The sequence below is a fragment of the Gracilibacillus alcaliphilus genome (genome assembly GCF_016909015.1).
Lineage (GTDB): Bacteria > Bacillota > Bacilli > Bacillales > Amphibacillaceae > Gracilibacillus > Gracilibacillus alcaliphilus.
Genome location: NZ_JAFBFA010000049.1, coordinates 1 through 26,198 on the forward strand (window position 1 = coordinate 1; position 26,198 = coordinate 26,198).

A 26,198-nucleotide genomic window follows, 5' to 3' on the forward strand; every position below is an offset into this window, starting at 1 on the left:
ACACTCTCTATACTACCAAGGGGGATTCTTTTCTGTAAAATTGATTCTACGCTCATTTCCCCTCATATTTCTTCATTACAGGAATGCTTTCTATTCATTATAACACAACGTCTCACCTGATTAGCGTAAAGCTATCAACCTGATGACATCCAGCTGCTTTTAATTGGCTGGCAGCGTGATGCAGTGTCATACCCGTTGTATATATATCATCGACCAATAACACGTTTGTTTTAACTGTTTTACAAAAGAAAAATGGATTATTCGCTGCTATCCGTTCTGCTCTTGTGCGCTTAGACTGTTTTTCGGATACTGCTTCCTTACGAGATAATGCTTCCATGATGGGCTGTTTACTGTATTCTGCGATCATATCTGCAATAACCGCCGCTTGATTAAAAGCTCGTTCATACTGCCTTGCTTTCGTCAAGGGTATCGGCACAATGGAAAAGGTTGATTTGTTATAGTGCTTTATTTTCTTTTGGATATACGGAGCAAAGAGCTGCTTTAATTGATAGTCGCCCCGATATTTCCATCTGGTCATGACCTCCTGCATCATAGAGTTATAGGTGAAAATGGAACGATTGCTTCGGATAAGTTTGGCGTATGCTTTAGATTCCTGCCATTTCAAACAATCCTGACAAAGGGTGCTTTCCGGCATTTTCCGTCCGCATTTTGGACAGATCACATCTCCAATCAACTCTAATTGTTCTTGACAAGTTATACAAACGTTACTCATCGAAGCTGGATAAAAGATCGTTTTCCATGTAACTGTTTCGTTTATGGACTGATGACAAATCAAACAGTATTTCATAGAGCCACTCCTTTCTTGTTCATCATGTTAATTTGTTTAACCGCCGCTTCGATTGCCTCTGTTTTGCCTTGATGAATAAACAAGACATGTCCTGTCGGATCATCAGGGCTCCTTCCCGCTCGACCAGCAATTTGGATAAGCGCTGCTTCATCAAATACCTCATGACCAGCATCTAATATGACGACATCGACAGAAGGAAAGGTCACCCCGCGCTCAAGAATAGTAGTTGTAACCAGTGTATCTATTTGCTTTTGCCTAAATTGTTCTACCTTTTCTTTACGTGCCGGATCTTCTGCATGTACAGCTGTCGCTTGATACTGGCTGGCAATGGCTTGAGTCAATGCAATCGTGGGGACAAAAATAAGTAGCTGCCGGCTCTTTGAACGAGAATGGCGGAATTTTTCGAATTGTTGGGAGCGGTGCTGTTGTTTTAATTTTTGACGGAGTTGCCATTCTAGTTTTAAAACGGGAACAGGTAAGGGCTGGAGATGGAAACGAATGGGGACAAAAACAACAGGTAATTGCTTGCGTTTTATTCGTTGTTGATGGTCGCGCCTTGGCGTGGCAGTCAGATAAATGGTTGTAGCATCCGCACGGCATGCACGTGTTGTTAACTTTGGAAGTGCAGGATCATGGTGAAAGGGAAAGGCATCTACCTCATCGATAATCATTAGATCAAATGCCTGTTGATAACGAATTAATTGGTGTGTTGTAGTAATTACGAGCTGTCCTGTGCCAGTGCGGTCTTCACTGTCTGCGTATAAGGCTTCTATTTCTGTGTGGGGAAAGGCTTGGCAAAGACGGGGAAACAATTCACGAACGACATCTGCTCTTGGTGTAGCAAGACAAATTCGTTTTCTTTCGCGGATAGCATAAGTAATAGCTGGAAAGAGCATTTCACTTTTACCTGATCCACAAACAGCCCAGATCATTTGTTCCTTCTGTTTAGTAATTACAGCTGCAGTTAGTGTGTTAGCCGCTTGTTGCTGAGTGGGGGTTAGTTCTCCTTGCCAATCACATGGGTTTGCTTGAAATAGCCAGCTTATCTTATTTCCTCGCCATCTCCAAAGAGGGTCACAGGCCAATACTCGTCCTGTTTCTACACAATGCCGGCAATACCAGTGGGATTGATGACATCTGGAACAATCAATAATAGCAAATTGATGCTGCTGCCGATTACCACAGCGCTGACAATGTTTCTTATGGAATTTGTTTGTGATAGAGTCGGTTGGGATAAGTTGTTGAGTTCGTTGAAGGTAAGTGATGGTAGGTGCCGAGAGCGGGATTTCAGAGGTCAATAACAATTTTCCATCTAAGATACTAGCAAAATTCATGGCATACCTCCTATTATGGTTTACCCCCCGTGTAACCGTCCGTAAATTGTAGGATTAAAGGGGAATAACGGACGCTAAAGTCTCGCTGCCCATCAGTGGGGGATGAAGTCCCCACTGGGCAACGTCTTTTCTTTATTTTTTATACCAGCCGAGGCCTATTGCCCCAGCGCCAAGGTGGGTGCCGATTACTGGCCCAATATAACTGAGTGTTATATGCACATTATCATATCGTTCGGCTAATTGTTGCCTTAATGCTTCTCCTTCTTCTTGACAGTTGGCATGAATCATGGATGCCTCTATCGGTACACCGGTTGAGGCATCCTCATCGAATAATTCTAGGATACGTTTGATGGCTTTTTTCTTGGTGCGGATCTTCTCGTATGGTACTATCTTTGTGTTCTCAAAATGCAAGACCGGCTTTATCTGAAGCATACTGCCAATTAATGCTTGGGCACCTGATAAACGTCCACCGCGCTGCAAATTGTTTAAGTCATCCACCATAAAGTATGCTCGCATGGATTGTTTCATTTTGTCTAAACGGGCGATGATCTGTTCCAAATTCCGCCCCTGTTTGGCCATTTCTGCTGCTTCCAACACATAGAAACCTTGTACCATACAACTAATCTCAGAATCATAGACAGCTACTTCCAAATCATCTATTATCTCTGAGGCACTAACGGCTGATTGGTAGGTACCGCTAATTCCACTGGATAATGTAATAAAAATTGCCTGGTCGTAATCTTGCGCCAGTTCCCGTAATTTCTCAGTGACATCACCTACAGAAGGCTGAGAAGTCTTTGGCAGTTGTTCACTCTCCTTCACTTTTTGGTAGAATGCCTCTGTCGATATATCGATCTCCTCGCGAAAAGATTCCGAACCAAAGACAACACTTAACGGAACCATATGTATGTGATGTTCCTCTCTGATTGACGCCGTTATGTATGCCGTGCTATCGGTAATTACAGCTACTCTCATCATTATCTAATCCTTCCGTATACTTTTTCCATAAGTCATCCTGCAATCAACTTATAGTGCGTGTTCAAACAGTTCGATAAAAAGGAGCCTCATCGGTTAAGTTCGCAACATCGTGTTGCAACACCGATACTAGCACATCGTGTGCGTCGGCGGCTAAAGCCATGACGTCCTGGCATAACGCCTGCACTAGTACGTCCTGTACGTCGAAAGTTCAAGGCGGCGCAGTCTTTGAGCAGATGGTCTTGCACGCAGAAAAAGTGACCCTCTTTTTCAAGGAAACGATCTTGCACGCCGGAAAAGCGATCTTTTTTCCAAGGAATAGAGGTATGGCTTTTAATACGTGAGTAGCGCAAAAGCAAGCCACACAGAAATTCGCCGTGTCATTTTTATTGGACTTTTTGAACAACCTCTTATAGACTTTCTTATATTTTACCTAATATTCAAGCTATTGCCTAGTGTTTATTGCAAAAGCTTAAAAGATCGAATTTTTCATTGTGCTTATCTATAATTTTATCATTTTCACAAAAAAATAGCCCTCTGCCAATGAGAGAGCTATCGCATATATAATTTAGCATGACTTAGGAAGCTGAATGATTAGTCTATAAAATCTCTACCCACCCTTGTTTGATGGCAATGACAACGGCTTGGGTACGATCCTTAACTTTCATTTTCTGCAAAATGCTGCTGACGTGGTTTTTTACGGTTTTTTCACTGATATAAAGCGATTCGGAAATGCCTTTATTGCTTTTCCCTTCTGCAAGTAACTGCAAGACCTGGCATTCACGTCTAGTTAATAAGTGTAATGGTTTACGATGCTCGATTTCTTTCAGTCTTGCTAGCGAGCTGTCACTGTCATAGAGAGAGTCTTCTTCTGAAACCAAGCGGCGGTATTCCTTCACCAGATTATGGGTAACTTTCGGGTGTAAGTAAGAACCTCCCTCTGATACAACAGTAATCGCATCAATCAATGCATCGGAATCCATTTCTTTTAATAGATAACCTTGTGCACCTGACTTAAGGGCATGTGTTACGTAATTCTCATCATCGTGAATGGAGAGAATGATAACTTTCACACCTGGATAACGTTCTAACAATTCTGCTGTTGCTTCTACTCCATTCACACTCGGCATATTTATATCCATTAACACAATATCCGGCTTGTATTTCTTGACTAGTTCGACAGCCATATGACCATCATCACCCTCAGCCAAAATATTAAACCCTTCTTCCAACTCTAATATTCTCTTTACGCCTTCTCTAAATAGTTTATGATCATCAATTAAGACAATATTTGTTGCCATATAAAACAGCCTCCTCTTTCTATTGTTTAATTTTATACTAAGTCTAATATCTTATTTTTGACATGAAATATACTTTATTATACACGAAAGGTTAAATCTCTGTATTAGAATCGGCTTTCTTTATTGGAATTTTTATCATAACATTAGTCCCTTTGCCCAGTTGACTCTTGATTCTTATTTCCCCCTCAAGCATTTCTACCCGTTCGTGCATACCTATTAAACCAAAAGAGTTCTCATTTTTTTGTTGTTGATCAAAACCTTTTCCATTATCTGCAATAAGGGCGATCACCTTATGAAGAGCGATCTCCAGACGAACCTTTATTTCTGTTGCTTCGGCATGTTTAATTGCGTTCTGTATTGATTCCTGTATCAATCGAAACAACGCAACCTCATATTGGCTGGGCAGTCGTTCGGAGGAACCTGTATGTGAAAACAAAATTTTTTGGTCTTTATGCTGATCTTTCAAAGTAGAAATATATTTCTTAATCGTTGGAATAAGACCCAAATCATCCAAAGCCATCGGTCTTAGATCATAAATAATCCGTCTGACCTCTTGTAATGACTCCTTAATTAGGAATCTGACATTACGCATTTCCGCTACAGCGCTCTCAAGATCTCCCTTGCGATATATACGATCGACAATTTCAGATCGAAGCATGATATTTGCAAGCATCTGGGCTGGCCCATCATGAATTTCTCTGGATAATCGCCGCCTTTCTTCTTCTTGTGCCTCAATAATCTTCAAGCCAAATTGCTGTTTAGCTTGGGCATCTTGAATGATGTCTGAAACATGTTTAAAGTCATCATTCAAATAATTCAACATTACTGAGATTTTTCCTGCCAAGCCATCTGCCCGTTCTACCATTTGTTCAATAGATCTCAAGCGAATTTCAATTTCGTCTCTCCTTTTTCGCAATATTTTTTCTTTATCACGATTTACATGTAATGCTGCCTGGTACTTATGTGCTGTGTCATAAGCTTCTTTGATCGTTTCTTCCGAATATAAGGAAAAACTTCTGCTGACTTCGGCTAATCGTTTTCTAGATTCAGCGGATTGTTTATCTAGTTCTTCATTCTTTTTGATCGTCTCCTTAATCGCTTCCCGTAATATGGTCAGCTCTTTGCTCAACGATTCATACTGTCGTCTAGAATCCTCTGCAATACCAAATACTTCATCTTTACTATTTTCTACTGTATTCACCATTTGATCTATTATATAATCTAGTTTACGATCATTATTAACCATAGAAAAACCTCTCTATCTAATGTCATACATACAATACGATTTAGGCAGTACCTTTATAGGGGTGTGTTGAAACATTATTTATTCCCTATTACATTTATTGTACACCTATTACGATCATAAGAAAAATTATAGCATAAAGCGAACTGCTGTCAGCAGAGTTTTTTATCTCTCTGCGACAAAATTGCATTCTAAAGGAGGAATGACCTGTGTTAGATAGTTATTTTACAGTAAACCTGCAAGGGTCAGATGAACAAATTATACAAAAATCAAGGTTTATCGGCCATGTAAGGCGAGTGACAACAGAAGAGGAAGCACAGCGTTTTATCCAAGAAATAAAAAAACAGCATGCCTCTGCTACTCATAACTGCTCGGCTTATATGATTGGTGAACACGATCAGATTCAGAAGGCAAATGATGATGGAGAACCTAGTGGCACAGCAGGAGTACCTATATTGGAAGTATTAAAAAAACGCGAGCTAAAGGATACTGCAGTAGTCATTACCCGGTATTTTGGCGGAATTAAGCTGGGTGCCGGGGGATTGATTCGTGCTTATGCAAGTACAACCACACTGGCAATTAATACTACCGGTGTAGTAGAACGGCGAAAAATGGCCGCCTTTGCAGTCTCAGTGGACTATACATTAATTGGAAAACTAGAAAATGAACTCAGAAATTCTTCATTTTTATTAGAAGAAATAGAATATACCGATCAGGTAACCTTTCATATTCGCACAGAAAGCGGTCAAGAAGACCATTTCCAAAACTGGATCACAGATCTAACCAGCGGTAAGGCAGAAATTACACTAGGCGAGTCCAGTTATATCGAAATCCCTGTTTCTTAAGTGCTGTTCATAATATCTCTGCTAACTTGTCGCAATATTCCTAAATAAAAAGCTATGCAAGAAAAATCCTTGCATAGCTTTTTATCTGATTTATTGTTTTGGCGAAAGCTCTGTGGCAGCTTCAATTTCCTTTGTTAACTGATGAAGAAACTCTTTCGGGCTGTTTATTTCTCGTTGTTCCGTTTGATTTAACATCTTTTCCAAAATCGAGCGGTATACCTCTTGTTCGGTCAAGCCTCTCATCTCCTTAACTGATCTAGTAATATCATATGTTATTTGTTTTCGTTTCGTAACTATTCTAGTTATTCGACTTTATTCTCTATCAAAGCTTGCAAAATTCTGTCATATTTTTTCTCCACAAAGAGAACTATACACTATTTTTAAAAATGATGCAAAAAGATTTTGTGATTTTATTAACATTTAAGTCTGTGTTCAAGAAAGTGTCAAATTTAGAAACAAGAAGATCAAGTCAACGTGGTTTTTCCGAAAGGAGCGCATTCTTTTATATGTGAGTTAACTGTTTGTTATTTTTTTCAGTCAAATACTATAATTTCAACCTATTTTAATTGAAAAAAATCCCTTTCGTTGATAAGATAAATATAATTCAATTAAAGAGGTGTAGATATGAAGAAATTAGCATTCTTATTAATGCTAGTTGGCGTGATCTTATTAGGTATTGGCGGCTATCAATTTTTTAAAATTCAAGCGGCCGAAAAGCAAGCGATGTCAGAGGCACAAACTTTATTAGAGAAAAAAGATCAATCCAAGGACTCGAAAGAATTCAACGCAGAAGAATTTTCGCCAGAAACGGGAGAAACGGTCGGTATTTTAGAAATTCCTGTGTTAGATGCAGAGCTCCCTATCGTGGAAGGCACAGATCCAGATGATCTGGAGAAAGGCGTCGGACATTATTTGGGCAGTGCCTATCCAGAACAAAATGATCAAATTGTTCTATCCGGCCACCGTGACACAGTGTTTCGCAGCCTAGGTGAAGTAGAAGTTGGAGATACCTTTATTGTCCATCTAGAGTATGGTTCATATGAATATGAAATGGTTGATTCCAAAATTGTCGATGCAGATGACACCACCATTATCAAATCTACTGCACCTGATGAAGAATTAGTGATCACCACATGTTACCCCTTTTCCTACATAGGAAATGCACCAGATCGTTATATTATTTATGCCAAACCTATTTATTAAACAAGCGTATTGACCAAGGGGAAGCAATACGCTTTTTCTTTTGAAGACGTATTTGAAGTACACATTAAATATATTATGTAACAGGGGGATATAGCATGAAAAGATATTTGCCTATCATGATGCTGTTATTTATTTTCATCATAGGCTGTTCAAACGATGAAATGGTTAAACCAGAAGAAAGATTACAAGATTATGTAGAGTATTGGAATCAAGAAAACTTTGCAGAAATGTATAAATTAGCAGCTGATGAGGTGGAACAAGAAGAATTCGAGCGTTTCGAGAAGATTTATCAAGATACGAACGTCTCTGATTTGGAAGTAACCTTTGAAGCAAATATTAATGAAGAGGAACGAAATTTAGAAGATATAAATGCACAATCGTTTCCTGTACAAGTCAGCTTAGAAACATTGGCTGGTCCGGTATCATTCGATACAGAAATTGAGATGATCAAAACAGTAGACGAGGAAGATGTGGTAGACTGGCAAGTAAACTGGCATCCCGGATTAATTTTCCCTGAATTAGCGGATGGCGGATCAGTAGGTATTCATTACGTTACAGCAACTCGCGGGGAAATATTTGACCGAAATCAAGAAGGACTTGCAGTTAATCAAGATGTATATGAAGTTGGTGTTCAGCCTGGCCTTTTTCAAGATGAAGAAGCAGAGAAAGAGCAAATATCTGAGGCGTTTGATATCACTGTAGAAGCGATTGATCGGGCTTTAAGCGCCGATTGGGTCAATCCGGAATTGTTTGTCCCATTAAAGACAGTACCAGCTCTTGAAGAAGATATGACAGCTGCACTAGACTCTATAGAAGCCCTTTCTACACAAACAACAACAGGACGAACCTATCCATTCGGGGAAGCAGTAGCTCATTTAATCGGGTATATCGCACCAGTTACGGCTGAAAAATTGGAAGAATTAGACTCTGCTGATTATTCAGCCAATGACATGATTGGATACAGAGGTTTAGAAGAATTATTTGAAACAGAATTACGAGGAAAAAATGGTGTACGGATTGTCGTGAATAAAGATGAAGCGGAAGCCGTTATTATTGCTGAACAGGAAGTGGAAGATGGACAGGATATTTATCTAACCATTGACAGTGAGCGTCAGCAGCAAATTTTTAATGAATTAGATGGAGACGCTGGAACAGCCGCTGCGATTGATGGAACTACTGGGGAAACCTTGGCCTTAGTAAGCAGTCCGTCATTCGATCCTCACACCTTCGTATATGGGTTAAGTGATGATGAATGGGGACAATTGCAAGATGATGAGCAAAACCCGCTCCTTAATCGCTTTGCTGCGAAGTATGCCCCTGGATCTGTCTTTAAACCAATTACCAGTGCAATTGGTTTGGCAAATGGAAGTATTGATCCCAATGAGGGTTTAACTATTAATGGACTGACTTGGCAAAAAAACAATTGGGGAAATTACTCTGTCCGGCGTGTCTCTGAATCAAACGGTCCAGTTGATCTAAGAGACGCTCTTGTTCGCTCTGATAATATTTACTTTGCAAGGCAGGCACTGGAGATAGGAGAAGCGGACTTTATCAATGGTCTTCATGCATTTGGCATTGGTGAGGATCTGCCTTATACCTATCCAATTCAGTCCAGTACGATCTCTGCTGACGGCTCGTTAGAAAATGAGGTACTGCTTGCTGACACCAGCTATGGGCAAGGACAATTGGAGATGAGCGCATTACATCTAGCTGTCAGTTACTCGATCTTTACAAACAATGGCAGCATCATTCAGCCTGTTTTATTAACAGATGAAGAACAAGGCGTTAATTGGAAAGATGATGTCTTATCAGAAGACAATGTGAGCCTTATCAGTGAAGCCTTGCGAGCTGTTGTAACGGAAGGGACAGGCCAGGCAGCAAATGCTGATGGGACTGCTGTAGCTGGTAAAACGGGAACTGCCGAATTGAAGCAATCCCTTGATGAAGAAGGTGGAGCAGAGAACGGCTGGTTTGTCGGTTATCCGGAAGACGGGAACCTTATTATTGCGATGATGGTTGAGCATGTCGAGCAGCAAAATAATGGAAGCGGCTATGTAGCTGAAAAAGTAGGTAAGTTATTAAGTGAATAAGTGCTAGCGGGGGGTGTGCTATCCCTCGCTTTTTTGATGTTAACTACAGAATGCTGTGAATTCTGATTGATTGATCACAGCGAGGAGAAGCCATAAAGTTTCAGTAAAGACAAGTTTGTTGGTTACAGTGAAACGCGCTTTCCTTACTCTCCATACCTTCTATTCTGAAATAGCTAATCATAACTGGATTGGATATACTTAAAAATATCCCGTCTCACCTCAATAGTGTGAAACGGGATATCTAATGGATCCGCTACATTTCAGACAACTTGCCGGTATACAATAAAAATTTCATTTCATCCTTTGCATCCAGTGCCTGATCAATCAACCGCAGTAAGTTAGTACGTTCCAGCTCTATAATGACTTGATCAATATTATCCTTTTTTTCATTAGTTTGTGGTATCACAATATATGGACTTAGAATATTTAACAAATGTTGCTTAAAATCTCTCATTTTGATTAGATCGGCCAGTGATATACGGTGGAACTGTTTCCCCTTCTGGAACACAAACACAGCTTCCTGATTCTCTATCTGTTGTGTTTCACGATTAATTCGGATTTCTCGCGCTTCAAGCGGAACAAAATGGTAAACTTCTTCGTCCATTAATAAGGAAAAATACTGATACGCCAGCACCACTCTTATATAATCTTTCTCTTCTTTGATATAATAGGGCTTTAACATTTTCACAGAAAACACATTAAGCACCTCCTCGAGAAATTCACAACACGCAATCTATAATTCTTATTTTACATGATATGCAGCAAATTAGAAAGCGTTTACAACTATTTTTATCGAAAAATAATTTCTCATGCTTTTTTTCACTTCAAAAAAATTGGAATATCGCGTTGTAATAAGCTATACTATCTTCTAGAGTGTTCTAAAGGGGTCTGGACATGAATTTTATGAAATCAAGCTATCAAACATTATTGGGTAGACGTGTTGTTAAAACCGCCTTAGCAGTATTTCTGACAGCGTTAATTTGTGAGTGGATTGGCTGGCCGCCAGTGTTTGCAGTTATTACTGCAATTGTCACCATCGAGCCTACCGTCTCCGATTCCATAAAAAAAGGGTTGGTCCGCTTCCCGGCTTCTGCGATTGGATCTGCCTATGCGGTCTTATTCATCTATTTGTTTAATAACTCACCATTAACTTACACGCTCGCTGCTTTCTTTACCATTATTACGTGCTATCGCTTTAAGTTACATGCCGGCCTGCTCGTCGCAACGATTACAGCTGTCGCCATGGTGGAGGTTATACACGCAAACTTATTTATGTCTTTTTTTACCAGATTAGGAACAACAACAGTTGGACTGCTTGTATCTACTTTGGTAAACATGTTCATTTTCCCGCCTAATTATACAAAGCGAATTATGGCTAATATCCAAGATTTGTTGACAGAAATGGGTGAAGGGCTTGAAGCGATTATTAAACAGCAGCTGACTCATCAAGAAATTACACCTAAACAGTTAGAAGATTTTGAGTTATTAAAAAAGAAGCTGGATCAAACCAATCGATTGGTCAACTTTCAAACGGATGAGGCTAAGTATCATCGACATACTCCACAAATGGAACGAGTTTTTCATTATGAAAGGGAAAACCTAGATCGATTGAAATGGCTGCATTATCACTTAGGTAATTTAATCCGTACACCTCTGAATAACCTATCTTGGTCTGAACAGCAGCGAACAGATATATTGCAGATGGTTGAAATATTAGTGAATGTGATGAAATATCCAGACCGGTACAAAGCAGAGGATTACGAACAACAGTTACACCATATCATGCAACAATTTTGGGACAGTAAGCAGCCTAACAATGCAGAATATGCTTCGCTGTTCACACCAGAAGTAATTATTTCCTACGAACTGGCCTCTATCTATAATATTGTGGAGGACATACTCATAAGTGAACAAGAACACACTCATGAACGAAAAGCGAAAAGCTCCCTTTTAAAAACGTAGAGGTTGAAGCGGCACAACGGAGAGAACGGAAACACGACGACGGAAGGAGTCGATGTGTACTTATCGTAGGACGTGACATCTCTAAAGTTTGGCACTTGGAGCTGGACATGGCTATTCTTGAATATGAATGAACTCTTGGATAAAATTATATTCTTGCTGACAAAACGAGCCTATCATAGGCTCGTTTTGTCAGCAATCAAATGGGATACAACCGCCTGACCGCTTAAAATCTGTACCAATCTGTGGTTCAAAGCCTTCATACGTGTAACATTCCGCGTCTGTACTAAGTTCTTTTTCCACTCTTTTAGCCTCATGGCTAATCACCCCTTCGCTCTTTCTGACTTTACCATATCACATCTTAATGCTCGTGCAATCTAATATTCGTAATAAAATTGCGTAATGTTTCACAATGAAATTTTTTATTTGTTCGCACATAAAATGTGAGATGTAGCAGAATGGGTATGCATTATCTCATTTTTCCACAAAAAAAGCTGCAGTGATGATCTATTACATAGATCTGCTGCAACTTTTTTATTAGGAATCACTTAACTTGGATGACTAGTGATTTATTATACTAGACGTCTGTTAGAACATACACTTACAGTTTAAATTTGCGAACCTCTGCATTTAATTCTTCAGCTACTCGTGCTAACTCTTCGGAATTTTGTGTTACTTCTTCCATTGAGCTGCTCGCTTCTTCCGCAGAGGCAGACGTCTCTTCTACCCCTGCTGCCGATTCTTCTGTGATAGAGGCAATCTCTTCTACCGCCGTATTAATTTCCTCACTGGAAGTAGAGATATCACTTATATGTCCAGACGTATTTCTGATATTTTGAACCATTTCACCTAAAGATGTACTAATTTCTTCAAATGTTTCCCCTGTCTTCTCAATCTGTTCAGAACCTGTTTCTACTGCTTGATAGCCACTTTCCAATGATTGAGTCACATTGGAAGATTCGGTTTGAATACTAGATACAATATCTGTGATATCTGTAACAGAAGAGGCTACCTGTTCAGCTAGTTTTCTGACTTCATCTGCCACTACAGCAAACCCCTTGCCATGTTCTCCAGCTCGGGCTGATTCAATAGCAGCATTTAGTGCTAATAAATTTGTTTGATCCGCAATATCGCGAATAACAGACACCAGTTTAGAAATCTCTTGTGAATGAGCATCTAAGCCGCGTACCCTATCCACTGCTTCATGTACCACTTGATTGATGACCTTCATATGTTCAATAGAAGATTTCATCATGGCATGACCTTGCCCTGTCATATTCAGCACTTCATCAGAGGCTTGCTCAATTTTACCTGCACTGCTATGGACGCTTTTTATTTTTTGCGCAAAATCACTCATCAAACTTGCCACATCAGCTGCGTGATTAGCTTGTGTTTCTGTACCAGAAGCAATCTCTTGCATCGTGGCTGCGATCTGTTGTGTGCCTGATTTTACTTCTGTGGCCGATTGATGTAGTTTATCACTTTGGACATCTACTGTATCAGAAGCAGAAGCAAGCCGTGTCAAAATCTTACGCAAATTGTTACTCATTACATTCACGGCATTTGCTAACTGGCCAATTTCGTCTTTTGAGTGATAATCAACTGCCTCTACTTGCAAATTCCCATCAGCAATCTCTTCGCTGACACGTACCACTTGAGATAGTGGCTTGGAAATAATCCTTGTCACTAAATAGATCAAAGCAATACTGATAACCACTGAAACGGTGATTGCAATTATTAATGTAACAAAAGCTATGTATTGACTAGAGCTTGCCTGATTAGCGGCCGTTTGAAAATCATTGGTTACTTGTGTCTGTAACTCATCTAATAACCCCACAGCTTCCATTTGATAGGCAAGGGCATTCTGAAATTCTCCATCTGCCATATCTTGATTTTCGTCATTGACATAATTCACCAAGTTATTAAATGTGGCGTTAAAGGCCTTGTCTAATTCATCAACTCTTTGTAATATCTCTACCTGTTCCTGAACACTAATTTCATTCTCCAAAGATGTCTTCATTTCATCAAACCGTGCTGCACGATCATTAAAATTATGAAAGATTTCTTCAGATGGATTATTTGCATACTGTGAAACCCAGATAACCTTCGCCCTAAATAAAGAACCTAATTCCCCAGCATCAACTGCTATATCGCCTTGCTGCTCCATTGTTTTAATTTCTTGGTTAATGCTATTTAACAACATCCCTACTATAGTGCTGGAAATTAAAAAAAGAACTAACACTATAGCCAATATAAAACTGTACTTTCCGCCAATCTTAAAATCCTTGAACTTGAACATCCTGCTCCTCCTGATCTGGAAAAAATATATACTATTTCAAAACTTAGAACCCAAGACTATTGTAACATCTAAAAATATATTTTGTCATAATAATTATATAGGTATTTAGAATCATAATTCAAAATGTGACAAAATGTTCAAAAAATGGTCTTTCTTGATTCTTTTGGTATAAAGCTTACATAAATGATTCACCTATATATTACAAATGGTTTGCTTCCTACATAAACTTCGGTACAATAATAAACATATAGAACAACAAAAGTGTAGAGCACCGCTGAGGGAAGTTGTGCTAGTTGCTGAGCGCTGACGTTAGCTATCCTTCGACAAATAATTGTCCACCAGCAAGAATTCTAACGTTTCCTAACAAACAAGAAAAGTTGGTGTATCATGAAAACAAAACTGATTTCAGAGAATGCAGTCATGTTTACCTTTTCTGATCAAGATATAACCATAGAACAGCTTATTGCAGTTAGACAAAAGTTATGTCAACAGCCTGATCTACTGGAAGTCATCAATGGATATCAAACGATTACCGTCTATTTTGACAGACAGAATATTCATTATGACCACATTCAAACTTGGATAGAAGAAATGATCCTCAATGATAAATTACCTATGGCTATAGGCAAATTACACCACATTCCTGTGTGTTATGAGCCGGATTATGCCATCGATTTGCAGGACTTGATGACTTATCATCACTTAACAGCAAAAGAAATAATCGACCTGCATACAGCACCAACATATCAAATAGCCTTCCTAGGCTTCTCACCAGGATTTCCTTTCCTGACAGGACTTGACCCTAAACTTTATACTCCACGTAAGGAACGGCCTCGTACAACTGTTCCAAAAGGAGCCGTCGGAATTGCAGGTCACCAAACTGGGATTTATCCTGCCAGCTCTCCAGGGGGATGGCAAATTATTGGTCAAACGCCCATTGATCTCCTAACTATTGATAATCCTGAACAGCCTACTTTACTTTTGCCAGGAGATCAGCTTGTTTTTTATCCTATCAGCAAGGAAGAATTTCAGAATTTCAACCAAAAAGGAGCATTTTCATCGTGACGATAAAAGTATTAGAAGCAGGCTTACACAGCACCATTCAAGACGCAGGCCGTCATGGCTATCAAACTTATGGCTTTGCTGTCAGCGGACCTATGGATGAATTTGCAGCTCAAATTGCTAATATACTTGTGCATAACGAACCCGATGAAGCGGTTATCGAAGTCAGTTTTATCGGACCAACACTGCAATTCCATCAAGATAGTATCGTGGCGATAACCGGCAGTGATATGTCTGCCAATCTAAATGATCAAGCAATTTCTTTAGCAAGGCCGATCTCGATTAAAAAAGGGGACATCTTGCAGCTTCGTACAGCAAAAACAGGGGCTTATGGCTATATTGCCATTCAGGGCGGATTAAAACTGAGTGATGTGCTGGGCAGTAAGAGCACACTAGTACGAGTTACACATAACGGATTATTAGGCAGACCCTTGAAGGTAGGAGATTCTATCCCGCTACAGCGACTGTCAGTCACTGTTCCATCACTGGATTGGGGGGTGGCTGCTTCCCTTTTTACCTATATAACGGACAGTAACCGAATGATCCGCTACCTTGAAGGCCCTCAAGCAGAATGGTTTGATGTAGAAACATTTGAAGACAAGGAGTGGCAACTTTCTACACACTCTAATCGAATGGGTTTCCGCTTAGAAGGTGAACCGGTTCGCCTGCTTACCAAAGAACAGCTGGCTTCTGAAGCAACTAGCTTTGGCGCTATTCAAGTACCTGCTAATGGACTGCCGATTATTCTGATGGCAGATGGTCAGCCGACAGGCGGTTATCCAAAGATTGGGCAGGTTATTCGAGCGGATTTGGCTAAGGTCAGTCAAACGAGACCTGGCAGTGTCATTCGTTTTCAGCGGGTTTCCTATAAGCATGCCATAGATCAATTAGATCAACAGAAGCAACTGATTGCTGCATTACAGTATATCATGAAGGAGAAATGGTTATGAAACATACGATTACCTTAAATTGTGATTTAGGTGAAAGTTTTGGTGTGTATCAGATTGGGAATGATGAAGCCATTATTCCTTTAGTTGATGAAGTAAATATTGCTTGCGGCTTTCATGCAGGAGACGCCCATACCATGCAGCAAACGATTCAGCTGGCCAAACAGCATGGTGTGAAAATGGGGGCTCACCCCGGCTTACCCGACCTGCAGGGATTTGGCAGAAGGGTTATGCAAGTAACAGCGCAGGAAGTCTATGACTGGATGATCTACCAAATTGGGGCCTTACAAGGGTTTGCAAGGGTTCATAAGGTTTCATTACACCATGTCAAACCACATGGTGCCTTATATAATATGGCTTGCCAGGACAAAAGGCTTGCCCAAGCTATCGCACAAGCAGTTGTTGACTTAGATCAGAACCTGACATTAGTGGGATTATCGGGCAGTGAATTAATCAATGCTGGGATTGAAAAAGGATTGGCTATTGCCAATGAGGTGTTTGCCGACCGGCGCTATCAGTCAGACGGCACACTTGTCCCCCGCCACATGCCCGGAGCAGTATTGGCAGAAGAACAGCTTGTCTTGCAGCAGGTTGGTCAAATGGTTCAAAAACAAACAGTAACAGCATTAGACGGGCAAACTATAAATATTGTTGCCGATACTATTTGTGTTCACGGCGACACCGCTAACGCCTTACATTTGGTCAGATCTATTCGTAGCTTAATGGAATCGAATTACTTATAGTTATTTTATTGATGATACAGTAAACAAAAAACAAGGAGAAACACTAACTTCCCCTTGTTTTTTACTAACTTAGCGGTAGCGATATTTAAGTAAACATTGATCCAGCAGATCTTGCGGCAATTTTTGCATGACTTTTTTCCATAAAGAAATATGGATAAAGGCAAACACGCTGAATGCAATAATTAGGGCGCCTGGAAAATAGAATACAACGATGGAGAAGACAACGGCAATCACACCTATCATTAACAGATCAGGCAAGGCTAGCATCGAGGTAATCCAAGCATTTTTCCATAATAAAAAGCCCTTTAAATGGGAGCTGACTAATAGCGGAAGAATGGCCAGCAACAGCAGCATAAAGATGCCTGCGATAAAGATCCCGCTCGCTTGAAAAATCCATGAAGTAGAAGCCGGTGTCTCAGAAATTACCACTAGATTTAAAGCAAGTACCGTGATAATTGAAAGAACGAATACAGCTATGTATATCGTCCGTTTAAAATAAGTGACAAAGGCATGGTAGAAAGGTTTCCATATCCCAAGATTAATTCCGTTCCGCGACCATTCCATAATGACCACATATAATGCGATCGTCGCAGGGATGATAGTCACAACTCCTAATGAAAAGAACATCCACAATAGCTGCAAAGCTAAGAAAGAAGCAATAACCTGCAATACCCGAAACAATGCCGATTCTTGCTGGTTCACATATATCACCCACTCTTTCCTGTTAATTCTTACGCTTGTACACGGCGTTTTTTTAGTATTATATCCGTTTTTTTGTGGGTTAAACGCTTTTTAGAAATGTTTATAGAATAAGACTTCCATCCCTCAGAATGGAAATCTTATCCGATCTATTACTATAAAACTGTTTTATAAAAACCCAAACGATCACAATGAGCAGGAAATATTTTAGATAAAAATGTTCCAGTATTTCTATTGGCCAGAGAGCGTGTAACAGGATAGGAACCGCAAATAATTGCAAAAACTTCTTATTAAAAAAATGATCTCGATTTAATGATGTTTCTCTCTTGACATAGACAAGTGCTGCAACTGTAATCGCTGCCCAGAAAAGTGTGCCGATTGGCCATCCAGCCGCGCATAAAGATAATCGAAACCATTGTGTTTTCTCCTGCTGCCATTCCAAGCTGCAATGCATAACCTGCTGATTCAAAAGCAGCAAACCCAGCTCCAATAGCGGCACCAATAAGTAACCATTTAAGATATACTTCGTATTTAGCTTGTAAACAAAATAAGTAATAATGACTAACTTACCTATCTCTTCAACAACCCCTACTACAATCGATCCAAGGTATCCCGGATCAGAAACAGGAAGAATAGAAAACAATACCAAGGTGGTAACTAAGGAACCGGCACCGCCGACAAACAACATCTTGGACAAATCGTAAATACTAATATTACGCGGTTCCCTTACACAATCTGCCATGGACAGCAAACAATCCGCAGGGAAGATTTCCTCCTGCGGATTGAAGATGTATGCTAATCTATGTTATTTCATTTCTGGCAATACTCTTACTTCTTTTTCCATCTGTGATTGACAAATTGGGCATATCGGTTCTTTATCAAAGGAATAATCCTCCCGCATCCATCCCTGACAATCATCATTGATACAAGCCCATACATTGGTTTCTACATTGTTTACGGGCTCTTTCTGATTATTAAAGTAAGCCATTTGGCACTCCCTTTCATGGGTAATACCTTTATTATACGCTTCTTTCACAACAAATTCAAAGTTATTTGGAAAAGCCCGCTAAATAGAAACGAAAGGCATAATTACGGTTGGTATGCAGACGATATTCGCAGTGTGTTTCTTGCCCCCAGCTGTCATCTCCACCTACACCTTGCTGCCAGCCATTGATTCTGACTGACACCTTATCTGACTCTGCCAAACGATAATGATGACTTGCTTCTTCTAGTTCAAATGGGGTATATGGCGCCACACTAACCTCTACCGTTGGATTACCTGTAATACGCAAGCCTTCATCGCCATGATCCGTAATCTCCAACCAGCGGACACCACATTTGTTGCCACTTTCTTGCGGTTTCAAATATGGAGCTAATTGACTAGCAACATCTGATTGATGAATGGCTACTTTACCGCTTGTTTGACGGTCCCAATATGTTTCATGTGGTCCTTTACCAAACCAAGTAAGGGCTTGATAATCACTTGGCATCTCTAAACGCAGACCAATCTCTGGAATCATAGAACTTCCCTGTCCCGGCGTTAATAGATAATCAATCTCCATTTCACCGTTTGCCAAGATAAGATAGCTTAAACGCAATATTGACACCGGACTTGTTGGTAATTGATAGTTGGCAGTAATGACGGTGCTTGACACTTCTTTCGTTATGGCTAGCTGCAACAAAGTACGCTCTGTACTGGCAGTCAGCCATTCTTTGCTGAGTTCGTCTACTTTTGCACCACGGTCATTATCTGTTGTTGCTCTCCAGAAGTTTGGTACTAAAGGAGCCGATAAAAGTTCTTTACTATTTTCTTTCCATTTTTCAAGCAAGCCTGTTTCTTTACTAAACGTAAATTCAGCTGTCCCAGCGTGAACTATATAATGAGCGACTTCCTCTTTTACATCAACTTCTCCGGTCGGGTATTGCTTATGATGAACTGCTGGCACAAAGAATTGGGCAAATCCTATTTCATGCTCCGCTTCTGCCCAGAATGGTGCCTGCTGATATACGACTTGCAAGGTAATCACTTGCTCATTCGTTACGGAAAAATCATCATAGTGATAATCCAATTGAATGACTTCTTGCTCTCCCGGCGCTGCTTGCAAGGCTAGTTTGCCTGTTGCCGTAACCTCTCCATTTTCTTCGATTGTCCAAATTAAGTCGAAAGCGTCTAATGATTGGAATAAATGCTTGTTAGTAACAATAAACTGCCCTTTTTCAAGATCGGCACAAGCAAATTCAACATTTTTATAACATGCCTTTGTCTCAATTAATTTCGCAGAAACCTGTCCATCGGCAAAAATCAAACCATCTCCGGCAAAATTGCCGTCATGCGGTGATTCACCATAGTCTCCTCCATAAGCCAAATAGGATTGACCATCTTCTGTCTGATGACGCAAGGCCTGGTCTTTCCAATCCCAAATAAAGCCACCTTGTAACACTTCATATTTATCAAATAATTCCGTATATTTATAGAGATTACCTGTTGAGTTACCCATTGCATGACTGTACTCACATAGAATATATGGCTTCTTATCTCCAGGCTGAGTGGCATACTCTTCCACCTTTTTTGGATTAACATACATGGTCGATTCGATATCAGAAGCGGCTTCTGATGGCCGATAATGGAATACTCCTTCATAATGTACCAGACGGGTTGGATCAACTTTTCTAAAATAATCTGCCATATGCAAAAAGTTGTCACCGCCAAAGGATTCGTTGCCTAATGACCAAATAAGGATAGACGGGTGGTTTTTGTCTCGTTCATACATGGACTGACAACGATCTAGTAAATTGGCCGTCCATTCCGACTTACTTCCAGGTAAGGTATTTTCTAATGTTTTTTGGCCATAACGCCATGTACCATGTGTTTCCAAATTAGTCTCATTAATTACATAAAGGCCGTATTGATCACATAACTCATACCACTTCGGATGGTTGGGATAATGTGACGTTCGGACGGCATTGATATTGTATTGTTTCATCAACACAATATCTTTTACCATCTCTTCTTCTGTTACGGCACGGCCCAAGTCTGCCGTAAATTCATGACGATTAACCCCTTTGAAGACGATCCGCTTTCCGTTCAAATGCATGATATTGTTGATTAACTCAAATTGACGAAAACCTACCTTTGTCGTAAAGACTTCTACTACTTGATCGTTATCAGCATATAAGGTAAATTGTAAGGTGTATAGATTGGGACATTCCGCACTCCATAGTTTAGGTTGTTTAATGACTGTTTTTGTTGTACATTCTGTTATTTCCTTACCGCTAATATCTAATTCTAGCGATTGCTTTGTTACAGACTGACCAGTATCATCAAATAATTCCAATTCTAATTTGTTGTTGGTGAAATTTTTACTATGATAGTTTACTAATAAAGCATTAACTTCCAGCTCTGCGTCTTGATAGTTTTTATCTAAGTAAGTACGGATTTGATGATTATAGAGATGAATATCCGGTAAGGCATAAAGAAAGACATCACGAAAAATCCCGCTCATTCTCCAGAAATCTTGATCTTCCAGCCAGCTTGCATCTGCCCAACGATATACTTCTACAGCGAGTTTATTTTCACCTTTTATTAGATAAGGGGTAATATTAAATTCTGCTGGTGTAAAAGTATCTTCACTGTAACCAACTAATTCTCCATTAACCCACACATAAAAAGCTGCCTCAACACCAGCAAAATGAAGCACTACCGGCATATCATCCCAATCCTCTTTTAAGGAAAAGCTGGTAACGTATTGTCCAACTGGATTATAGTTAGTCGGTGCAAACGGTGCTTCGATTTGGTCATGTTCAATCCATGGATACCTTATATTAGTATACTGAGGATAATCATAGCCTTGTAACTGCCAATGAGCCGGCACCTGAATCCTATCCCAAGATGAGGTATCATAATTGACCTGAAAAAAATCCCTCAAACGCTGATCAGGATTTTCAGAAAAATGAAACAGCCATTCTCCATTTAATGATTGATAATAAGGCGAATCCGCTTTCGTTTCTCTGTGTGCCTGTTCCTGATTAACAAAAGGAATAGCTAATGTATGTTGTGGTAAACGATTGAGTTGAAAAATTTCGGGATTATTATTCCATTCCGGAAACCCATTAGCAGGTGACTTGTATTGTAGCTTTTCTTTGTTTAACATATAGATGTACCACCCTTCATCATTTCAAATTGATTTTTGTTAGTTATTATAATAAAATAATAAGTAAAATTAATCAAGTTAAATTTTACTTATTTTACTTAATTATCGTGTTCAAAAAGTCCAAGGCAGAGCAACTTGGAGCAACGGACTTGCACAAAATGGGTTGACTTCTGCGTTGTCCACACGATGTGGACGACCTTAGTAGAAGTTCCTCTATTGCCAACTCCGACATTCTATATATCATTTTTATTGGGCTTTGTGAACAACTTCTTAAAAGGCAGGTAATGGGATGGCAACAATTAAAGATATCGCCGCAAAGGCAGAAGTATCAATCGCAACTGTGTCAAGAGTACTCAACTATGATCCTACCTTATCGGTTAGTGAAGAAACAAAGAAACGTATATTTGAAATCGCCGAATCGATGTCCTACCAAAAACATGCAAGCCGCAAAAAGTTATCACGACGAATTGCATTTGTACATTGGGTAACAGAACAAGAAGAGTTAACAGATTTATACTATATGGGAATCAGACATGGAGTGGAAGAGCAGGCAGAGCGGCATCATCTGCAACTCGTGAAGTATACAGCTCATGATATCAAAAAGATTCCAAAACAGATGGATGGTATTATTGCAGTAGGACGTTTTACCGATGAACAAGTTGAAGAGTTGAAAAGCACCTCTCCCCATCTGGTATTGGTCGATACAGACAACCATCATACAGGCTGTGACAGCGTCTTAATCGACTTCCAACAAGTAATGAAACAAGCGATTGATCACTTATTAGACAGAGAAATTACTGCTATCGGTTTTATTGGAGCTGGCAACTCCAATGAGTTCGATATTCGTGAACGGTATTTTCGGGAATATATGCAAGCAAAAGGGCTCTGTAGAGAGGAACTTGTTCTGCCGACGTCCTTTAGTGTCGATAATGGCTATCAGGTCATGCAGCAATTTATCAAGGATTTTCCCAAAGCTAAGGCTGGCTTTATTGCCGCTAATGACCCGCTTGCTATCGGAGCACTTAAGGCACTTCACCAAGCAGGAATTCCTGTGCCTGGACAAATTCAGCTTGTTGGTGTGAATGATATTAGTGTCTCTAAATATGTCTATCCTGCCTTAACAACGGTACGGATTGAAAAAGAATGGATAGGAAAAACAGCAGTAGATCTCATGATGGAAAGATTGAAGGATGATCGGCAAATTAGTAAAAAAGTTTTTATCGAAACGAGCTTAATCATAAGAGAAACCACCTAATTGGTGGTTTCTCTCGTCTTTATTCTGATGGATTGGATAGTAATGCCTCCATTACTTCTGGTGTGTGTTGATGATTTTCGGAGTTAATCGGGAAAACAAGGATTAAACTATGAAACTCTGGATAGTCCTCAAACATGGGGATGTCGCTAACTGAAATGCCATATACTTGATCAGAATCTTCCGGGAACAGTGCTGCACCTTCTTCCAAAGTGGAAAGATCTACATACTCTTCTACCGGCATCAACCCTTCTTGCTCATGAAGCTGTTCTACTAATGGTTCTGCTGCCACAATCACATCAACCATATTCGCACCCATATTCGCCCAGAATTTCTGTACTTCGGCATAATTCATATCGGCTAATGTACCGTCTCCGGATATCATATTATCTACCAAAACCCGAAAATCGTCGAAATATCTTTCGTTCAAGTCCTCTGAAAAGGCTTCTGCAGTATCATAAGACACTTGACCGACCACAGTCATTTGATAGGTTTCTTCTTTTTCACCCAAGACTGTCGCTAATATCGACCACAAAAAGGCAACCCCCAATATGGTGCCGATAATATGCAGTTTATAATACTCCCAAATGTAATCAACTGCTTCTTTAAATGTCATTGTTTTCAATGTTTCCACTAGCTTCTTCATGATTCTTATTCTCCCCTTGGCTGCTTATATCTCTAGTAAAGGTAGTTCAACTTGACCCTTTATATTAAACTTTTCTTACGCACTACTAAAAAGTATAACATAATTTCTTGAAAACTATGATCATAAACTTATGTTTTACTAGATTTATCCCGGAGTAAATCGTTTATTAGCCCTTTTCTTCAATTGTTTGTGGGATTTCTAATGTCTGTGGACGCTATCACCCTGAGACAAAGTCTCACTTTATTTATGCCAATCAAATTTTACTTCATTAAGAAATGCCTTGGCTAAAATCGTATGTCCTGCTGCGCCAGGATGGATACGATCCCATGCAAGTGCAGACGAATGTAAATGGGTTAATACTTGATCAAAAGCAGCTTGGGTATCCACACATTTCAATTGATTTTCTGCTGCTAATCGCTTTACAACTGCCCCATAACGATCCATTTCTGCCCGCATTGCGTCTTGTTGATTCGATTCGATATGGAATGGTGTCATCAGGATGATTTCTGTAACAAGCGGCTTTGTTTCGGTAATCAACTGGCTTAATGTTTGCTCATACTCCTCTATATAGACATGATGTTCTGGCATCAATGGGGAATCAAACTGACGCCAGACGTCGTTAATGCCAATCATGACTACAAGACAGTCTGGATGTTGCTCGATGACATCTGTCCGCCACCTTTGCTTTAAATCACGAACAGTATTACCCGATATCCCCTTGTTCACAACACGGATGCCTAACTCAGGGTAACCAGCTTGTAAAAAGGCATCAACAATTGACACATAACCCGTTCCCAAGGCACCAAATAAGCCTTCACCTTCTGGCTTGGCTCGATCACAGTCTGTAATCGAATCACCGATAAAAAGCAATTTTTGCTGTGCTTGCAGTTCCATACAATTCTCTCCTCTTATAGGTATACTTTTTGACCTTTCTCTGCACTCTCAATAGCGGCAAAAACCATTTTCATACTTTCGATATTATCAAAGCAGTTCGTTTCTGGCAGACGACCTTCAGTAATCGCCTCAAACATGGCATCTAAACAACCAAAATGAGTTTCCTCTCCCTGCCAAGTGTTATTCAGTGACTGTCTCTCCATTTCACGTAAAAAGCTATCGCTGACAGGTTCTTTCATTGTTTCGGATTCCAGTTTGTCAAAACCATCCCAAGTTGCCGTTCCTTGCGTTCCAATTACTCGCCAATCGGCATTCCATGATGTACGCAGGCCCTCCGCCGCCCACGAACCTCGGTACGTATATACCACATCATTTTCCATTTCAAAAATACAAATGACCGATGCATTGCCATCATACCATGATCCGCTTGGATTAAATTCATGACAATAAACCGATTTGGCGTTACAACCAGAGATAAATCTTGCTTGGTCAAAAGTATGAATGGCCATATCAATTAATAACGGATGGTCCATTTCTTCCCGAAATCCGCCAAAATGCGGCGCAAGAAAAAAGTCACTGTTAATCGTATGTAATTTACCAAGATGCCCCTGTTCCACTTTGTCACGCAATGTTCTAATTTCTTTCCAATAACGACGGTTTTGCATGACGGCATATGTTTTTCCGGTTTGCTTGGCTAAATCAGCCATTTCCTGTGCATGTTTCAAGTTATCTGACATCGGTTTTTCTCCAAATACATGGCAGCCTGCATGCAGTCCAGTGGATACAACCTGAAGATGTGCAGTAGGAACCGTCACATCAAATAATAAATCAGCCTTAGTTTCTTGAATGGCTTCCTCTAAATCTGTAAAGACAGCTATATCCAAATTTCTTTCCTCTGCCTTTTGTTGTGCCGCTTGGCGGTTTAAATCGACCAACCCGACCAATTCTACATGTTCCTTCTGTTGTGCGTAATCCAGCCATGTATTTGCCATACCACCACAACCTACTAAAATGACTTTATGTACTGTCAAAATTATCACACCTTTCCATGTTATGATAGCGGATTCACAGTTAGATTACTAGTTTTTTTAATCATTTATCGTAAAATAATCTTTATGCTCTATTTATCATAGTGTAACTGGCTGTTTGCCCCCCACTCCAAGGAATAAGGGAACACATCATGTCGAAGCGGGAGATCTAACAGCCAGTAACGGCCCGATTGGTTCATTAAGATTCAATGGGAAAGAGAGGAAAAGGACTAAGTTCACGACGTCTGCACTAGCACCCCCTATGTGTCGAACCCCACTGAACAAAGGTTCACTTTATCTAGATAATCAGCGTCCATTCCGCCAATAATGGCAAGAAAATGGACGCTGTACATGAAAAGAATAATCTATTTCTTTATGTTTATACGCTGTTGACCATCAGTAATAGCAAACTCACCTTCTCCTACTATATCCAATGTGAATTTTCCTGTTATTCCTTCAACAGCTACCTGATAGATTTGTTCTTGGTGTGAAACAGTGATTTTTCCAAGCTGTTTCCCTGTTTGACCATATAAGGTTCGGGAACAAGATTGCTCTGTCTTCAGCCCGTAAACCCGAAAGGTAAGATCTGAACTATAGTCATATACTGGATGCTGCTTTTGGTTGCCTAACGGTAAAATCGTCTGCTCTTTGACATAGAGCGGCAGGCTGAAATAATCGTAAGAGGCCTGCACCCATCTGCCGCCGGTCAGCTCTTCTCC

Annotated in this window: 23 protein-coding genes and 1 pseudogene; 8 read left to right on the forward strand and 16 right to left on the reverse strand. The window is 40.0% G+C overall.

Annotated elements, in window-relative coordinates:
• Positions 1–112: 112 nt before the first annotated feature.
• The 5 genes from JOD18_RS22445 to JOD18_RS22465 form a co-directional block, all read right to left on the reverse strand.
• Positions 113–808: a ComF family protein gene (locus JOD18_RS22445; RefSeq protein ID WP_204671538.1), complete on the reverse strand. Its 696-nt coding sequence runs from the start codon at positions 806–808 to the stop codon at positions 113–115.
• Positions 805–2,142, reverse strand: coding sequence for an ATP-dependent helicase ComFA (locus tag JOD18_RS22450; protein WP_204671539.1), 1,338 nt, complete (start codon positions 2,140–2,142; stop codon positions 805–807). Before JOD18_RS22450 ends, JOD18_RS22445 begins: the two co-directional genes overlap by 4 nt.
• 132 nt (positions 2,143–2,274) lie before the next feature.
• Positions 2,275–3,117: a DegV family protein gene (locus JOD18_RS22455; RefSeq protein WP_204671566.1), complete on the reverse strand. Its 843-nt coding sequence runs from the start codon at positions 3,115–3,117 to the stop codon at positions 2,275–2,277.
• A gap of 599 nt (positions 3,118–3,716) precedes the next feature.
• Complete coding sequence (locus JOD18_RS22460; protein WP_204671540.1) at positions 3,717–4,418, reverse strand: response regulator transcription factor; 702 nt, start codon at positions 4,416–4,418, stop codon at positions 3,717–3,719.
• A gap of 91 nt (positions 4,419–4,509) precedes the next feature.
• Positions 4,510–5,664, reverse strand: a complete 1,155-nt coding sequence (locus tag JOD18_RS22465) for a sensor histidine kinase (RefSeq protein ID WP_204671541.1) — start codon at positions 5,662–5,664, stop codon at positions 4,510–4,512.
• A gap of 206 nt (positions 5,665–5,870) precedes the next feature.
• Between JOD18_RS22465 and JOD18_RS22470 the strand changes: the two genes are divergently transcribed.
• Positions 5,871–6,506: a YigZ family protein gene (locus tag JOD18_RS22470; RefSeq protein WP_204671542.1), complete on the forward strand. Its 636-nt coding sequence runs from the start codon at positions 5,871–5,873 to the stop codon at positions 6,504–6,506.
• A gap of 90 nt (positions 6,507–6,596) precedes the next feature.
• Here JOD18_RS22470 and JOD18_RS22475 read toward each other — a convergent pair whose 3' ends face one another.
• Entirely contained in the window at positions 6,597–6,740 is a 144-nt protein-coding gene (locus tag JOD18_RS22475) for a hypothetical protein (RefSeq protein ID WP_204671544.1), read from the reverse strand.
• Positions 6,741–7,130: 390 nt separating this feature from the next.
• Between JOD18_RS22475 and JOD18_RS22480 the strand changes: the two genes are divergently transcribed.
• Both JOD18_RS22480 and JOD18_RS22485 read left to right on the forward strand, forming a co-directional pair.
• Complete coding sequence (locus tag JOD18_RS22480) at positions 7,131–7,709, forward strand: class D sortase (RefSeq protein ID WP_204671546.1); 579 nt, start codon at positions 7,131–7,133, stop codon at positions 7,707–7,709.
• Between the two features lie 95 nt (positions 7,710–7,804).
• A complete protein-coding gene (locus JOD18_RS22485; protein WP_204671548.1) occupies positions 7,805–9,799 on the forward strand; it encodes a penicillin-binding transpeptidase domain-containing protein in 1,995 nt (664 codons plus the stop codon).
• Between the two features lie 253 nt (positions 9,800–10,052).
• On the opposite strand, the gene JOD18_RS22490 is transcribed toward JOD18_RS22485, so the two are convergent.
• The gene (locus tag JOD18_RS22490) at positions 10,053–10,496 is read right to left on the reverse strand and encodes an IDEAL domain-containing protein (RefSeq protein ID WP_204671549.1); all 444 of its coding nucleotides are present in this window, start codon (positions 10,494–10,496) and stop codon (positions 10,053–10,055) included.
• A gap of 197 nt (positions 10,497–10,693) precedes the next feature.
• On the opposite strand from JOD18_RS22490, the gene JOD18_RS22495 reads away from it, so the two are divergent.
• The gene (locus JOD18_RS22495; protein ID WP_239588311.1) at positions 10,694–11,761 is read left to right on the forward strand and encodes an FUSC family protein; all 1,068 of its coding nucleotides are present in this window, start codon (positions 10,694–10,696) and stop codon (positions 11,759–11,761) included.
• Between the two features lie 598 nt (positions 11,762–12,359).
• Here JOD18_RS22495 and JOD18_RS22500 read toward each other — a convergent pair.
• Positions 12,360–14,057 carry a methyl-accepting chemotaxis protein gene (locus tag JOD18_RS22500; RefSeq protein ID WP_204671550.1) on the reverse strand — a complete coding sequence of 566 codons (1,698 nt, stop codon included), beginning with the start codon at positions 14,055–14,057 and terminating at the stop codon, positions 12,360–12,362.
• A gap of 387 nt (positions 14,058–14,444) precedes the next feature.
• Between JOD18_RS22500 and pxpB the strand changes: the two genes are divergently transcribed.
• The 3 genes from pxpB to JOD18_RS22515 are packed head-to-tail and all read left to right on the forward strand — an operon-like array spanning position 14,445 to position 16,809.
• Entirely contained in the window at positions 14,445–15,122 is a 678-nt protein-coding gene (gene pxpB / locus JOD18_RS22505) for a 5-oxoprolinase subunit PxpB (protein WP_204671551.1), read from the forward strand.
• Positions 15,119–16,069: a 5-oxoprolinase/urea amidolyase family protein gene (locus JOD18_RS22510; RefSeq protein ID WP_204671552.1), complete on the forward strand. Its 951-nt coding sequence runs from the start codon at positions 15,119–15,121 to the stop codon at positions 16,067–16,069. The genes pxpB and JOD18_RS22510 overlap by 4 nt, the downstream gene beginning before the upstream one ends.
• Positions 16,066–16,809 (forward strand): 5-oxoprolinase subunit PxpA, encoded by a 744-nt coding sequence (locus JOD18_RS22515; protein ID WP_204671553.1) that lies wholly within the window; start codon positions 16,066–16,068, stop codon positions 16,807–16,809. The genes JOD18_RS22510 and JOD18_RS22515 overlap by 4 nt, the downstream gene beginning before the upstream one ends.
• A 69-nt stretch (positions 16,810–16,878) precedes the next feature.
• Here JOD18_RS22515 and JOD18_RS22520 read toward each other — a convergent pair whose 3' ends face one another.
• The 4 genes from JOD18_RS22520 to lacZ form a co-directional block, all read right to left on the reverse strand.
• A complete protein-coding gene (locus JOD18_RS22520) occupies positions 16,879–17,511 on the reverse strand; it encodes a DUF624 domain-containing protein (RefSeq protein WP_338029601.1) in 633 nt (210 codons plus the stop codon).
• Positions 17,512–17,611: 100 nt separating this feature from the next.
• A complete protein-coding gene (locus JOD18_RS25140) occupies positions 17,612–18,250 on the reverse strand; it encodes a hypothetical protein (protein WP_239588312.1) in 639 nt (212 codons plus the stop codon).
• Positions 18,251–18,313: 63 nt separating this feature from the next.
• Complete coding sequence (locus tag JOD18_RS22530) at positions 18,314–18,496, reverse strand: cold-shock protein (RefSeq protein ID WP_204671555.1); 183 nt, start codon at positions 18,494–18,496, stop codon at positions 18,314–18,316.
• 61 nt (positions 18,497–18,557) lie between these two features.
• Entirely contained in the window at positions 18,558–21,659 is a 3,102-nt protein-coding gene (gene lacZ, locus JOD18_RS22535) for a beta-galactosidase, LacZ type (RefSeq protein WP_204671557.1), read from the reverse strand.
• Between the two features lie 289 nt (positions 21,660–21,948).
• Here lacZ and JOD18_RS22540 point away from each other — a divergent pair, with 289 nt between their 5' ends.
• A complete protein-coding gene (locus JOD18_RS22540) occupies positions 21,949–22,914 on the forward strand; it encodes a LacI family DNA-binding transcriptional regulator (protein ID WP_204671559.1) in 966 nt (321 codons plus the stop codon).
• Between the two features lie 19 nt (positions 22,915–22,933).
• Here the strand turns inward: JOD18_RS22540 and JOD18_RS22545 are convergent, their stop codons facing one another.
• From JOD18_RS22545 to JOD18_RS22560, 4 genes and pseudogenes are all read right to left on the reverse strand, one after another.
• The gene (locus JOD18_RS22545) at positions 22,934–23,557 is read right to left on the reverse strand and encodes a hypothetical protein (RefSeq protein ID WP_204671561.1); all 624 of its coding nucleotides are present in this window, start codon (positions 23,555–23,557) and stop codon (positions 22,934–22,936) included.
• A 240-nt stretch (positions 23,558–23,797) separates the two neighbouring features.
• Positions 23,798–24,451 (reverse strand): SGNH/GDSL hydrolase family protein, encoded by a 654-nt coding sequence (locus JOD18_RS22550; protein WP_204671563.1) that lies wholly within the window; start codon positions 24,449–24,451, stop codon positions 23,798–23,800.
• Positions 24,452–24,465: 14 nt separating this feature from the next.
• Complete coding sequence (locus JOD18_RS22555) at positions 24,466–25,491, reverse strand: Gfo/Idh/MocA family protein (RefSeq protein WP_338029602.1); 1,026 nt, start codon at positions 25,489–25,491, stop codon at positions 24,466–24,468.
• A 353-nt stretch (positions 25,492–25,844) separates the two neighbouring features.
• A pseudogene (locus JOD18_RS22560) lies at positions 25,845–26,198 on the reverse strand (hypothetical protein); the annotation flags it as partial.